Below are 14,677 nucleotides of genomic sequence, written 5' to 3' on the forward strand. Positions count from 1 at the left end.
CTACGACTCCCGGTGACAACACCCCCCGGACCATGAACGGCTGGGGGCATGAATCATGCCGGGAATCTTAGGCCAGCGACCCCTTCTATCCTGACGGAAGTCGGGGCTACTTAAAAGGTAACGGGGGGGGGGAGTTCGCCAGCACGTTCGGACTGACTGCATTGATGCGGATGCCGCGCGGAAGTTCCGGAGCAGCGGAGCTGACGAATGATTCGACGGCGCCGTTGACCAACGCCGCCGCAGCTGCAGTCGGCACGGGCTCGCGGCTGAGTACACCTGTGGTCAACGTGATCGAACCGCCGTCATTGAGATAGTCGAGGCCCTGCGTCACGAATTCAACCTGGCCCAATGCTTTCGACACAAACGCACTCGTATAGTCCTCACGTGTGAGCTCGGTGACGGGTTTGAATGCCGCGGAGCCCACCGCAACAACGATCGCATCGATTCGACCGACCGCCTCAAGAAGCACTGCGATCGATTCAGGATCTGAGTTGTCTACTCCGGGCTGCGTCGATCTGGATGCTGCAACCACGTGATGGTTTCGAGCCTCCAGCTCGGCCAACGCGATTCTTCCGACATGCCCTCCGGCGCCGACCAACAAGATCTTCATGACAGGGCTCCCTCCTTGATGTGAAGGTCAGACCAAACAGGATTGACTGACAATCCTGAGCCTAGAGGATCAGGGGCGATCACACCAGGGCTGAGGGCGCTCAGACGAAAAACCCCCGCCTGCTCAGTGTTTGACTGGCCAGACGGGGGTAATTCACAACGCGGAGTCGGAGGGATTTGAACCCTCGGTCCCCAGTTCAAGGGACTTCACCTTAGCAGGGTGACGCTTTCGGCCGCTCAGCCACGACTCCAATTACTGACTCGATACCTCTTGGCGAAGAGAGTGTCGAACCTGCAGTTATCACTACGGGGAACAGCCTATGCGAAACCAACGGCGAAGAGCAAAGCGTGCGCTCAAAGAGTGGGCTTGATCATAATCCGGTTAGAGTCGGATCACTGGATAAAAGGGGATCGCGACCGGACTCTTCTGCTCGCATACACGCGAATTCCAGCATTCATCAATCTACGGGCGTAAAATCGGTCTGAAGTGCTCTGCGGTTTGCTCTCTGACGGGTCTGGAAACGATGCTACGGAGGTGCCTCCTGCGCTGACATCGTTCATGATTCGCGTCGATAGCCAGCATCGCACAGAGCACGAGACGTAAACTACGAGGAGTTAAGAACTTGCCAGAGATTCCCCCTGACAAGCAAGGGCCGAATGGGAACGACCCCAATTCTCGTCCTGCTGGTCACCGTCTCCGCGCTTCTTCTCGCCCTCGATTCCGCGGTGATTCCACAGCCAGCGAGGATCAGTCGGCTTCACTCCGCCCATCATCGAACTCGCAGTCGCAGTCGCGTTCACACTCGCAGTCGCAGTCGCGTTCACAATCACGGCGAGCGTCTCCTCAGCCTCCGAGCTCATCGAGGCGGTCACAGAACTCATCCACGTCACAGAATTCCGAATCCACTCAACGTCCGTCCTCGACCTCACAGCAGCCGGTCTCCCAGAACAATCAGTCGAAGGCACCGACGCCTCGTCCAGTTGCACCACGCACTCGCCGCGAAGCACGGATGCTTCGTGCCGCAGGAGCCAACGAAGCATCGGCCGCAGGGGTGGCATCGGCCGCCGAGGCCCAAGAACACAGGGCCAGGACTTCGGAGCCCAACACCGACGCACCGGAACCAACTCGCCGCAATGCAGTCCAGCCCGCGGATGCACGCAAACGCGGCCCCGCCTCGGCGAGGGAATCTGCGGATCGAACCGCCGACGAAGCAAGCGCCGCACCGCGGCGCAGGGACCGCCGAGCTGACGAAGCCGCCGAGGAAGCTGAGGCTTCCCGGGCACGTCGCCATTCATCACGAGTCGGAGAAGCATTCCCCAGCCTCGTCGGCTGGACCTCACTGAGCACCCTGCTCCCCGGCATCGGCCTGCTGCGCACACGATTCCGCCCACTGGGCTTCATCCTCCTCGGCGGATTCGTCATCACCTTCCTCGTCGCCATCCTCTATGTCCTCATCAAGGGGCCAGTCCGCGCATTCGGCACCGTCGTCTCAAGTCCGACGCTGCTGACCTTCCTCGCAATCGTCCTCGCCATCATCGGCGTGATCTGGATCCTCGTGATCGTGATCTCCCACTTCGGGCTGCGCAAAGGCCACCGCTATGCCCCGTGGCAGAACAAGATGGCTGGGGTGCTCGTCGTCTCTCTCGCACTGATCGTCGGCATTCCCTTCGGCGTCGGCTCAGTCTACGCCCGAGTCCAAGGCGATACGGTCTCAAGCCTCTTCGGCGACAGCACGGGACATGCCAAGAACGCTGAAGATCTCTGGGCCGACAAGCCCTATATCAACGTCTTCCTCATGGGCCGCGACAACGGCGATGACCGTGAGGGTACACGCCCCGACACCATGCTCGTCGCCTCGATCGACACGAAGACTGGCAACACCGCCCTGATCTCTGTGCCGCGTAACCTCGCGTTCCCGGTCTTCCCCGAAGGCAGCGAACTGGAGAAGGCCTGGCCCGACGGTTTCCGACCCACCGGCCAATCCTCGGTCGACCTCATCAACTCCGTCTGGCAGTGGGGCGAGGAGAACAAGGACGACATCGGCAACACCCACGGCATTGAGCCGGGCATGTTCGCCACGATGCAGGCTGTAGAGGGTTCGCTCGGCCTCAACCTCGACTATTGGGCTGCGGTCGACATGGCCGGGTTCGAAGACGTCGTCGATGCTATCGGCGGGGTGAAGATCGACGTCGAACGTCCGATCCCGATGGGCGGCGGCAAGTCCATGTCCGGAGTCTCCAACAAGATCTACGGCTGGGTCGATCCGGGCCCGCAGACGCTCAGGGGCAAGGACGCACTCTGGTATGTGCGGTCCCGTGAAGGCAGTGACAACTACGATCGCATGTGCCGTCAGCAGCGCATGATCAAGACCACCCTCGATCAGATCGACCCGCGCGAACTCGCTACGGCGTACCCTAAACTCGCGAATTCGGCGACCAAGAACATCGCCACGTCGATTCCGCAGAACGAGGTCCCGGCCTTCATCGAGCTCGCGATCTCCATGCAGAAGGGCGACGTCACCACGGTGCAGATCAACAACGACGTCACCCCCACCTACAACCCCGACTTCGACGTCCTCCACAAGTGGATTCTCGGTGAGGTCAAGGGCGCGTCCAAGGGCGAAGAGTCCGTGAAGCCGACGAACAAGCCAGCTCCCGACGAGAAGAAGGACACCGCCGCTGAGGAGCCTTCCGATGAGGCGTCTTCCGAGGACCAGCCGGCCGAGGAAAATGGTGGAGAACCGACCGAAACCACGAAGCCCGGTGAGCCGAACGCCGAGGGCAAGTGCTACCCGAAGGGCTTCAAGCCCGGCGACGACTTCCCCGGCTATCCAGGCCCGGGAGCCGGAGATGAAGGGTGACAACTTCTTCACCACATTCGGTCGACGACAGCTCAACTGAGACGAACGGTTCGGGCGTGACGAACAGGTCAGGGGTGACGACCAGTTCGGGCACAGATGGTCTAGACGCGCGGGCCCACTCGGTTGCGATCATCGGCGCCGGGCCCCGCGGACTCTCGATCCTCGAGAGACTCGTCGCCCTCGCCGTCGAACGACTCTCCGACACAGAAGCCGACGGAGCCGACTCTCCGGCCAGCATCGTTGTCCATCTCATCGATCCCTACCCGCCGGGTGCGGGCATCGTCTGGCGCACAGATCAGCCCAAGGCACTGTTGATGAACACGACCATCGGCGAGCAGACGATCTTCCCCGACTCGAGCTGCTCGTTCGTCTCTGCCGACACATCGGCTGATTTCTCCGAAGGTGCGTTGGGCTCTGTCGACGGGGTGCCCGATCGCTTCGGACTCGACGGCACATCCGATCGGTTCGGCCCCGATATGGCTCAGTGGTACCGGGAGATGGGTGGAACCGATCCCGTCGATGCCACGTTCCCCAGTCGGACTCTCTACGGCCGCTATCTCCGTGACGCCTATGCTCGCATCCGCGACATGGCACCTGCCTTCGTCGAGATCGTCGAGCATCCCACGAAGGTCGAATCGGTCATCGACCTTCCACCGGTCGAACCCCTGGGCCATACCTCAACGGATCCCGAGACCGTGCCACCGCAGCTGGTCCGATGCGAGGACGGCACCGCCATCATCGCCTCCGCCGTCGTCCTTGCTGTCGGCCACATCCCCAGTGCGCAGACTGAGGAACGTGCCCGACTCGCGGCCTTCGCACAGCGGAAGGGCGGACTCTACATCCCGCAGGGGCTGCCGGCGGAAGCTCCCGTCGCCGAGGTGGCACCCGGCAGCCGTGTCATCGTCCGCGGCATGGGCCTGAACTACTTCGACCTGCAGACACTGTTCACACACGAACGCGGAGGCCGGTTCGACCCGGACCCCGACGTTGCAGGCGAACTCCGCTATGTGCGCAGCGGTGAGGAACCTCGCCTGCTGCTCGGCTCCCGCCGTGGAGTTCCCTACCGCAGCAAACCCATCTGCCAAGCCCACCCGCGTTCATCCTGGCCCCTGCGCTACTTCACACGGGAGAACATCGCACTGCTCGCCGGTCTCGATGACCTCGACGGCGAGCGCAAGGCCGGGGCCCGCTTCAACGACCAGCTGTGGCCGCTCATCCTCGCCGATCTTCGTCTCGCCTACTACAGCACCCTGTCCCGGATCCGCCCCGACGCATTCGCCGGTGATCCCGGACAGCTGCGTGAAGCCATCGCCGAGGCGGTGTCCCGACACCTGACCAGGCGCACCTGGCAAGAGACCCACCCGGAGTCACGCGATTCGCGCGAGACGCAGACCTCGCGGGCCACAGCCAGGGAAGATTCTGCGGCCACGGGCGCTGCGGAGTCCCGAGATCACGAAGCCGCCGAGGCTGCGCGCCAGGGCCGCGTCACCCGAGAGGCCTTCGCCTGGTCGGAGATCGAGGAGAGTCTCGTCCCCGATCCCGCTCACCGCATGTCACTGCACGAGCTGCTCAATCCTCTCGAGGGACGAGAGTTCGACAGCCGGGGGCCCAGGGAGGCGAACTCCCTGCACGAGTGGATGCTCGACTTCCTCCGCACCGATCTCCACGACTCTCTGGCCGGGCCCGAGGGCAGCGCCGAAAAGTCTCTGTTCACCGTGCTCTGGCAGTCACGACTGCTCCTCAAAGAACTCATCGTGGCCGGCCACATCGACCGCGTCAGCATCGACATGGAGATCTGCGGCTGGTTCGAAAGCTTCGTCTCCGGCATCTGCGACGGCCCTCCCCCGCAGCGCATCGCCGAACTACTTGCTCTAGCCGAAGCCGGCTTCGTCGAGTTCATCGGCCCGGACATGCGCATCGAAGCCACTCCCGACGGCGCTGCGAGCGCGGACGGGGATCACGCCTCGGCAAACGGGGATCCGTTGCCGCAGATATTCACTGTCACCTCGGCGCAGGTCACGGGCGGAATCACGGGAAGTGTCGTCATCGATGCGGCGTCACCGACGAACGCGGTGTCTCGGGCCGCAGATGTGCTGGTGCGCGGGATGGTCGAGCGCGGTCAGCTCACACCCGCACGGCTGACCTTGGACGACGGTCGCGAGAAATTCCTCAACGGACTCGCGCTCACCTCGCGGCCCTACCGCACCATCGACATCGAAGGTGTTGTGCACCCCAGACGGTTCGCGCTGTCGATTCAGCTCTCCTCCGTCCAGTGGGGGCTGGCGATCGCAGCGAATCCCAATGCGAACGCAGCAACACTCGGCGACTCTCACGCCGCAGCACAGGCGATCCTCGACCTCATATGAGGTTCACACGCAGGCCCGCACGGTCCACGAGGCTTGTTCCACTCAGGTTTGCTCCACGAAACCTCGGTCCATGCGGGCTCGCTTCACATAGCCTCGAGGCTGCGCAGCTGGGCTGGGCAGCCTGAGGCAGCAAGCTGAGCACTCTGAGCCAGACTGAGCTGGTTGCAAATCAACTCAGAGTGACTTAGACGGTAGAGCGCCGGCGCCCGCGGCACCGAGACGGGGTTCAGTACGCACGAACTGGCGCGCACGAGGAGTCTCAGCCAGATCGAGGTCTCGCTAAGGCTGCATCGAAGTTTCAGAGCTCGCGTTTAAACCAGAGCCCTGAAACTTCGGCCGAGCTGCTTCTCCGCATAGCCTTCCCAACACCTTCCCCCGCCTGAGCCCCACGGGCCTCACGCGGGTGCCCCACGCCGGGGTTTCCCCTTAGGCGTCGGCCATCTCGAGGGCAGTTTCGGGCTTCGTAGTCCTGGCTCGCACGATCGCGAGCAGGGACATCACGACTCCGATGATCGCCCAGGCCAGCAGGCCACCATAGGCGGCACCCACGCCTGTGGTTCCGGCGGTGATCGCGGCGAAGCCGTTCATCGCCGGCGTCAGCGGCAGGATCGGTGCAAGGAAGTCGAAGAAGCCGGGCACCGCGCCGATCGTTCGTCCGGCAACCGCGAGAACCACAGCGATCACGGACAGGAACCTGCCCACGCCGCCAAACCAAGCCACCAGGGCGAAGTTGAGCACCATGAACACCAGCGCGGAGACGAATGTCAGGATCGCGATGTCGAAGCCTTGGACGGCATCGATGTCCAGCACGCTCACCGCCAGAATCGACAGCACCAGCGCCTGCAGCAGTCCCACGATCACGCCCGGCACCAAGCCGCGCAGCCAGACGGCCACCGAGGACTTCGTCGAGAGCAGGGTCGAAGCTGGGATCGGCTTGAGCACCGTGTAGGTGACGAGTCCGCCGACCCACAGGGCGAGCATGATGAGCAGTGCGAGCGTCGAGCCTTGCAGCACATTCGTCCCGGAGTCGGAAGTGCTGGGAGCCTTGATGTTCTGGGAGGCGACGGTGGAGAGCTTGTCACGCTCCGGGGCCGAATAGGAGGGGACTTCGTCCGCGCCCTTCTTCACACCGTCGGCAAACTTGCCGACGCCTTGCGAATACTTGCCTGTGCCCTCGGACAGGGTATCCAGTCCGTTCGCAAGGTCAGAGGTGCCGGTTGCGGCGGTTGAGACTCCGGTCGTGTACTTGTCGAGTCCGGTGGAGAACTCGCCGAGTCCGTCGGAGAGCTGTCCTGCACCGTCGTCGAGTTCACTCGAGCCATCGGCGACCTTGGCGATGCCGTCACTGAGCTCCGGCATACCGTCAGCGAGCTTCTGATTGCCTTCGGCGACACCGGAGGCCCCATCACGCAAACCCTTCGAGGCCTCGAGCAGCTTCGGAGCGTTCTTCGAGATGTCCTCCATGCCCTTGGTGAGTTTGCCGAGACCGTCTTCGAGGCCCTTGACGAACTTGCTCACGCCGTCGCTGAGTTCACCGGCTCCATCGGCGAGCTTGTCCGCTCCCCCGAGCAGGGACTGTCCGGTGTTCTCGTCCTTCTGTTCCAGACCATCGACGGCACTGTTCAGGCCGCCCGAGGTGCCCTGAAGCAGACCCTGAGCGTAAGCCTTCTCGATGCCAGCGCAGACCTCATCCGGAGTACCGGCAGGGCACATCTGAGCACGTGCTTGTTTGGCCTCGTCTTCAGTCATCACGCCCGCTGCAACGAGTGAGTCCAGCCCGGTCACGGTTCCGCTCTTGGCGAGCTTATCGGCCTGGTCGGCCCCCTCCTGGAGACCGTCGCGGTACTTCCCGAGACCCGAAGACAGACCCTCGGCGCCTTCGGAGACTCCCTTGGCCCCCTTGTCGAGGTCCTTGCCACCCTTGATCAGATCATCGACTCCTCCCTCACCTGAGCCGGATTCACCTGCACCGGCAAAGCCCTTGATGATCGCATCGATGGATTTCGTGTATTTATCGACACCGCCGGAGAGCTCTCCGGCACCATCGGCCAGCTTCTGCGTGCTCTCAGGCAGGTCCGCGGTCTGCTTCTTCATGTCCTGCAGACCACCCGAGAGCTCGGACGTGCCCTTCGACAGTTCGTCAGCACCCTTGGACAGGCCACCGGCACCCTTGTTGAGTTCGGCGCCCGATGAGTCCAGCTTCTCCATGCCGTCGGAGAGTTCGTCTGCACCACTCGCGGACTTCTTCGTGCCCTTCGCCAGGTCCTTGCCGCCGTCGTCGAGTTCACCAGCGGCGTCGCCCAGATCCTTCATCTGGTCGCCCATGTCGTTGAAGCCGACGTACATCTTGTCGAGGTAGTTCTCGGTCATCTTCGTGTTGAATGTCGTGCGTGCCACCCCTGCCACGGACTGCGCGATCTGAGTATCGGCTGCCGGAGCGATTCCGGAGACGTCGACGTCGAGCTGAGTCTGCGTTGCAGATTTGGCGTCGCTGACCGAGGTCACGGCCCGAGAGAAGCCTTCGGGGATCGTCAGGGTCGCGGCGTAGGTTCCGTCAGACATGCCCTTCTCGGCATCGTCTTGGTCGGTGATGACCCAATGGATGTTCTTATCGTCTTCACCCACGAGCCCGCTGGTCAGCTGCCGGCCGATCGGCACGGTCTTACCGTCCACCTTCGCGCCGTCATCATTGTTGACGATCGCGGCCTCGATCGTGTCGAGGCGATCGGTGCTGTTGTACGTGGCCATGATGAATCCGGCGGCCACGATGATCGGGATGAGCACCAGACCGAAAAGGGACAGCCAGGTCACGGGCCGTTTCGAGTTCGCACGTTCGAGTCTCACGACTGCACGCCTTCCATTTCGCTGCGACCGGCCGCATGCGCCTGCACGCCGCCGTTGTCATTGTCGGTTCCACGCTCAGCCTCGGGCTTGGCCTCATCGAGGTCGAGGTGGAAATAGTTCGTATGTGGGGACAGCACTCCGCTGACGTCACCGTCGGGCAGACCCAGCACGATTGCCGTGCCTTCGGCCTGCAGATCAAGGAGGAGTTCCCGAAGATCGCGTACGTCCCGGTCTTCCTCATCGGCCAGTGCACCGGCTTCGCTGATGATGAGCAGGTCCGGTGCCGAAGTACGCAGCTGTGAGAGCTCACGTGCCCCTGGCATCTTGCCCGGCCCCTTCTTATCCAGGTCGAAGTACGGAACTCGGCGACGGATTCGTCCAGCATGTTCGGGCAGAACCATGTCACCGATCTTCATCTCGCCGGCGGTCAGTCCTACGCGACCCGAGAGGGCGAGCAGAAGCGCCTTGCGGGCTTGGCCGCTGGCGACGAGGATCTGGCCCGGCAGCAGGGAGATGTCTACCTGGGAGAATCCGCGTCGACCCGAGCTGACCGCGATGCCGCGGCCATAGACCCGGTACGCCGAGTCTGGTTCCGGCCAGTCCCGCAGCGCCACCTCGTGAGCCAGGCCCTCACCTTCGACGTCGAGTCTGGGCAGGATGCGGTCGAGCCACTTCGGCAGCCACCAGGCTTTGTCGCCGAGCATCTGCATGATGGCGGGTACCAGGGACATGCGCACCAGGAAGGCATCGACGAAGATGCCGGAGGCCAGGGCGAGGGCGATGGATTTGATGATCGGCTCGCCCGCCGGGACGAAGGCGGCGAAGACGGAGAACATGATGATTGCCGCGGCCGAGACGACCCGAGCGGAGGAGGCGAAGCCGGCCTTGATCGCGTCGCGTGCGCTGGCTCCGTGGACATAGGCCTCACGCATGCCGGAGACGAGGAAGACCTCGTAGTCCATGGCGAGTCCGAACAGGATGCCCATGAGGATGATCGGCAGGAAGCTGATCACCGGTCCGGTCGAATCGATGCCCAGCGGACCGGCGAAGAGACCGTCGTGGAAGACGAGGACCACGGTTCCGAAGGAGGCGAAGACGGAGAGGAGGAAACCGCCTGTGGCCTTGATCGGCACCGCGATCGACCGGAAGACCATCATGAGCAGGATGATCGAGAGGCCGACGACGAAGATGCCGAAGGGAACCAATGCCTTGCCGAGTTGGTCGGAGACATCGATCTGGATGGCTGTGGCACCGGTGACTGCGGTCTCGAAGCCGTCTTCATCCTCGATGTCCGAGCTCAGCGCCCGGAGCCGGTCGACGGTGTCGAGAGTCGCGGGATCCTCGGAGCTGGTGGTGGGGATGATCTGGAACAGAGCCGTCGTCGCATCCCGGTTCGGGGTGGCGAGGATGACCTGGTCGACTCCCTCGACGTCTTCGATCTCGTTCTCGATCTTCTCAACATCGTCGAGGGGGTCATCGGAGGTCACGATCTCACTCGTCATGACCAGCGGCCCGTTGAAGCCGGGGCCGAAGTGTTTGTCGACGAGGTCGTAGGTGGTGCGGGCGGGAGTGCCCTCCTCCTGGCTGCCTGCGGTCGGCAGGGAGAGCTGGAGGTTGGAGGCGGGGATCGCAAACAGTGCGAGTCCACCGACGATGATGACGACTGTGAGCAGCGGAATCTTCGTCACCACGCGCAGCCAGCCAGCGAAGAACTTATTCATGATCGTCGGCGGGTACGGTTCACCTGCCTCAGCTTCCGCCTCGGCGGCAATCGAGTCCCGAGAAGTCGACTCGTCTGACTTCTTCTGGGCGCTTGCGAAGGCCCGGCGGTAGCGTTTGGTCGGTTTGGGTGTGATCTTGGCCTTGACCAGTCCCAGCAGCGCCGGAACCATCGTCAGGGAGATCAGGACTGCGATGACGACCGAGCCGGAGGCACCGATGCCCATCACGGTGAGGAACGGGATGCCAGCCAGGGACAGTCCCAGCAACGCGATCATCACGGTCATACCGGCGAAGACCACAGCCGATCCGGCGGTGGCAACGGCCCGTCCGGTGGCTTCGAGCGGGTCGTGTCCTTCGGCCAGGAGGGCCCGGGCTCTGGAGACGATGAAGAGGGCATAGTCGATGCCGACCGCCAGGCCCAACATCAGCGCCAACATGATAGAAGAGGAGTTGACCGCACCGAAGGCCGTGGACCCCACGACCAGAAGGACGGAGATGCCGACGCCGATGAGCGCTGTGATCAGGGGCATGCCGGCGGCTCGGAAGGATCCGAGTGTCAGCAGCAGGACGATGAAGGCGATGACGACGCCGATGCCTTCGACCCAGGAGATCGCGACACCGGTGATCTGGAAGAGTTCGCCGCCGCCTTCGACCTGGGCGCCGTCCGGCAGTGCGTCGCGGAGCGGATCCAGTTCGTCCAAGAGCTTATCTGGGGCGTCCTCGCCGACCTCCTGCTGGGTGCCGTCGTACTGCACGGAGATCATCGCGGCGGATTCGTCGTCGCTGATGGCGCCCTTGACCATTTTGTCGAAGGGTGAGGTCACAGTGTCGACGTGCGGGAGGTCTTCGAGCCGATCGACTTCCTTCTTGATCTCATCCTTGTATGTGGGTGCCTTGACCGAGTCACCATCGGCGGCGACGACGATGACGTCTGCGGCGACGCCCGAGGCTTCGGGGAAGGTCGCCTTCATCGAGTCAAGTGCGACCTGGGCTTCGGACCCGGGGAGGGTGAAGTCGTCGTCGAAGTCCTTCGCGAAGGCTGCGACACCTGCACCGACGAGTCCGAAGATCACCAACCACAGAGCAATGAATCGGATGGGAGTGCGATAGGCACGACGACCCAGGGCGTACAAGAATGTTGACACGAAGACCTCGATACAAAAGTGTATTGGATACAGTATTGTATTGTTGTTGACTCATAGCCCTCGGCGCAAATGCATCAGGAGATTCGTGCAGATTCCCATCGGATGCCCAGGCCCACACCCACTCGCAGCGTGCCCCAGCAGCAGCACCGCAGCTGCGACACCGCCACCGCTCCCGCCACGACGATGAAATGTTCGATGAATACAGATAATCTCAGCGCCCGCAGACGGCACACCCGATCCACCCTGGTGGAGGCTGGTGTGTCCGTCTTTGCCGTCAAAGGCATCGATGGGGCCTCGATCGAAGAGATCTGCGAGGCGGCCGGGTTCACTCGCGGCGCGTTCTACTCGAATTTCTCCAGCCGCGACGATCTGGTCCTGGCCACGATCGAACAGCGCACCTCTCACGACCTCGACATGCTCGACGCCAGCATCGAACGGTGGCGCGATCGGCTCAACTCCAGCCGGCCTGAGGACATCGAAGGCTTCCTCAGAGAGTTCATCGACGACACGTTCAGTCAGAAGAGGGCCACCGCCGCCGAGGTGATCGCTGAGCATGAGATCGAGCTGTACTGCCTGCGTACGCCGGGCCTTTATCCCAGGTACGCGGAGCTGAACTCCTTCCAGGGGCAGCGGATCCAATCGCTGATCGAAAACGCCATCGGCTTCGCTGAAGCGGCAGCGACGATTCCACTCAGGGACCTCATCGAGGCCCTCACCGCCATCCATTCGCAAGCCTCCCTGCGCGCGGCTGCGGGGAAGAAGCTGCACGAGGTCGTTGACATCGACTCGACCCGGATGGTGCGCATCCTCAGTCGGCTGCTCGACTTCTCGCAGACGCCCTAGTCTCAGGCTCTCAACACCCCCGATCGGCGCCAAGGCACTAAAGTGGTGGCCGTGAATGAACTGCAGCGCGAATACTACGCTTTCCTCAACAACATGGATGTCCGCCTCGGCGCCTTCGTCCTCGCCGACCTTCCCGAAACCTTCGACAAAGAAGACGGGGAGACGGTGCCGTTCCCCAAGGACTTCGGCCCCAAGTCCCTGCCGATGCTCGAGCTCTTCACCCTCTCTCGCTTCTCCTCCCCCGACGAGGTGCTCGACCCGGAGAACCGCAGATTCGTCGAGGGGCTCATCCGCTATCTCGGCGAAACCTATCTTCGTGCGATCGGTGGAGCCTGGGATCACGACGAGGAGACCGGAAACGGGATGCCCTTCATCCGCCCGGACACCGAGGAGGGTCCGCTGAAAGGTGAGCCCATCCCCATCCTGGCGATCATCCTCGCAGCGGTCGATGCCCGGACTGCCGAGGTCTTCGTGGCTGTCCTGGATAAGGCCCGCGAGAACCTGGGCGGTGACGGCGAGCCGAAGCGCAACTGCACCGGCCTCGTGATGGGGATGCTGAACACCGAGAACTCCAGCGAGGAAGAGGTCGAGTTCCTCTCACGCTTCATCGGCACCGTGGAACCGGGCATCGCCGCCTGGACCCAAGAGCAGGCCGATCCGACCTCGTGGGAGTTCGGGCGCGAGACCCTTGTACGGCTGGGCAAGCAGCTCAAGGCCCGCTATGACTCCCGCGATGAGATGATGGCCGAAGGCGAGACCGTGTTCGTTGCCGGAGCGATGCGCTTCATCGGCGAGTCCATCCGGCGGATCGGTTTCGGACAGTGGCGCTACGGTGCGGGCCTCGAGGCCGATGATCCCCGCAACGGGCAGCCCTTCATCCGATTCCAGGTCGGCGACCAGAACCTCGATATGGTCCCGTGGCGCCTGGCCCAGACCGCGCTCGAGGATTCGAATTCGATCGCTTCGGGACTCGATACGATCGTCTCGATGCGTGAAGAGGAAGCCGCGAGCGAGGCGGCCGCCGAGGGCGAAGAGGCCAAGTCAGACGGCGCCGAGCCGGACCAGACCTGATCGTTGCCGCTCAGAGCCGGCAGTCACTGCTCAGAGCTGGTAGCGACGGTTGCCCTGCATCCCATCTGCCGGTGAACCGGGTGCCAGGTCGATCTGCTTGCGCGCCGGATCGATCTGCACTGTGACCAGGGTCGCTGACCGGTCCCCGTAGGCTGCACCAGGCTCGGGGGTACAGGACACCGGCGCTTCACCTGGCCCCGTGGTCAGAATGTCGATGAGATCGGCCGTGGACTCGGGACCGCCGGAGGCCTCGGCCCCACCAGATGCTTCAGCCTGGATCGAAAAGTCCTCGAGGCGCTGCTCGAGGTGAGCCTGGCGTGCCCGCGAGGTCGACGTCGCATTGAGCTCGAGGCTGCCGGGGATCAGGTCGAGGTGGAGGAAGTGGTTCGTGTGCAGCAGGAATCCTGAACCGGAATCGGCCCCCGGCACCGCGCCCGAATCTCCGGCTCGACGCTCACGCTTCTCAGCGTTGGCGATCTCGACCTGGACCACTTCGTCGGCGGTGACCACCGTGATGATCGACGAAGACGTGGTGGGCGCGGAGTGGATGATCCCCAAGGCCTCTTCGAGGGTCCTCGCCGTCGACAGGACCCGTTCGAGGATCATGTGGATGGGCACTCCCCCGGCCTCGTCGCCCTCGTGTTTGAGGATGTTGAGCAGGACGCCGACGCCGGCTTCATTGAGTCCGATCTTGCCGAGCATCCCGTATTCGGCGATGCCCACGTGACGCAGTTGGCCAGGCACTGCACCCACATCGTTGATGTGCCACAGCGTCGAGAAGTCGGCGGCCCAGTCCCAGTTCTGCGCCGCCAGCGAGCCTCCCGGACGGGTGAAGCTCACGGTTGAGCACTCCGTCGCCGAGGCTGGTGCCAGGGTCATGATCTCGGTCCGGGCGATGACCTCCATCAGCTCACCGACCGGTATCTTCGCACCTTCGGCTACGGCCGCGACCTCCTCGGCGGCTACTGGGGACCAGGCCTGGAGACGTGCGTGACTCGAGGCGGCAGCGGCACGAACATCCGCCTCGGAGATGGACAGGACTTCGAAGTAGCGCCGGTAGCCGGTGATCGCAGATGCGATGCCCGTGGCCAGCTCACGTCCGCGCTGGATACCGCGTTGGACGTGGTCAGAGGCTCGGGAGGTGAAGGTCTCCGGCCTGATCTCGGCGGCGGGAACGTATTCAGTGCTCATGGGCGATTCCTCTTCTCACGTGGAC

At 63.3% G+C, this 14,677-nt stretch carries 8 protein-coding genes and 1 tRNA gene; 4 read left to right on the forward strand and 5 right to left on the reverse strand.

Annotated features, from left to right (window positions below; genetic code table 11):
• Window positions 1-106: 106 nt before the first annotated feature.
• Together BSP239C_RS14255 and BSP239C_RS14260 are read right to left on the reverse strand one after the other, a co-directional pair.
• A complete protein-coding gene (locus BSP239C_RS14255; RefSeq protein ID WP_101574006.1) occupies window positions 107-610 on the reverse strand; it encodes a short chain dehydrogenase in 504 nt (167 codons plus the stop codon).
• Window positions 611-771: 161 nt separating this feature from the next.
• Window positions 772-860: transfer RNA gene (locus BSP239C_RS14260), tRNA-Ser, on the reverse strand.
• 759 nt (window positions 861-1,619) lie between these two features.
• Here BSP239C_RS14260 and BSP239C_RS14270 point away from each other — a divergent pair.
• Both BSP239C_RS14270 and BSP239C_RS14275 read left to right on the forward strand, forming a co-directional pair.
• Window positions 1,620-3,470, forward strand: coding sequence for an LCP family protein (locus BSP239C_RS14270; protein WP_101574010.1), 1,851 nt, complete (start codon window positions 1,620-1,622; stop codon window positions 3,468-3,470).
• 56 nt (window positions 3,471-3,526) lie between these two features.
• Window positions 3,527-5,836 carry an FAD/NAD(P)-binding domain-containing protein gene (locus BSP239C_RS14275; RefSeq protein WP_101574106.1) on the forward strand — a complete coding sequence of 770 codons (2,310 nt, stop codon included), beginning with the start codon at window positions 3,527-3,529 and terminating at the stop codon, window positions 5,834-5,836.
• Between the two features lie 426 nt (window positions 5,837-6,262).
• Here BSP239C_RS14275 and BSP239C_RS14280 read toward each other — a convergent pair whose 3' ends face one another.
• Together BSP239C_RS14280 and BSP239C_RS14285 are read right to left on the reverse strand one after the other, a co-directional pair.
• Window positions 6,263-8,680: a YhgE/Pip family protein gene (locus BSP239C_RS14280; protein ID WP_101574013.1), complete on the reverse strand. Its 2,418-nt coding sequence runs from the start codon at window positions 8,678-8,680 to the stop codon at window positions 6,263-6,265.
• Window positions 8,677-11,547, reverse strand: a complete 2,871-nt coding sequence (locus BSP239C_RS14285) for an efflux RND transporter permease subunit (protein ID WP_101574015.1) — start codon at window positions 11,545-11,547, stop codon at window positions 8,677-8,679. The genes BSP239C_RS14280 and BSP239C_RS14285 overlap by 4 nt, the downstream gene beginning before the upstream one ends.
• A 195-nt stretch (window positions 11,548-11,742) precedes the next feature.
• Here BSP239C_RS14285 and BSP239C_RS14290 point away from each other — a divergent pair, with 195 nt between their 5' ends.
• Together BSP239C_RS14290 and BSP239C_RS14295 are read left to right on the forward strand one after the other, a co-directional pair.
• Complete coding sequence (locus BSP239C_RS14290; protein WP_101574017.1) at window positions 11,743-12,390, forward strand: TetR/AcrR family transcriptional regulator; 648 nt, start codon at window positions 11,743-11,745, stop codon at window positions 12,388-12,390.
• Window positions 12,391-12,441: 51 nt separating this feature from the next.
• The gene (locus BSP239C_RS14295) at window positions 12,442-13,461 is read left to right on the forward strand and encodes a hypothetical protein (RefSeq protein WP_101574019.1); all 1,020 of its coding nucleotides are present in this window, start codon (window positions 12,442-12,444) and stop codon (window positions 13,459-13,461) included.
• A gap of 30 nt (window positions 13,462-13,491) precedes the next feature.
• On the opposite strand, the gene BSP239C_RS14300 is transcribed toward BSP239C_RS14295, so the two are convergent.
• Window positions 13,492-14,652, reverse strand: a complete 1,161-nt coding sequence (locus BSP239C_RS14300) for a C45 family peptidase (RefSeq protein ID WP_101574021.1) — start codon at window positions 14,650-14,652, stop codon at window positions 13,492-13,494.
• Between the last annotated feature and the right edge of the window lie 25 nt (window positions 14,653-14,677).

This window comes from Brevibacterium sp. 239c, assembly GCF_900169365.1.
Classification (GTDB): Bacteria; Actinomycetota; Actinomycetes; order Actinomycetales; family Brevibacteriaceae; genus Brevibacterium.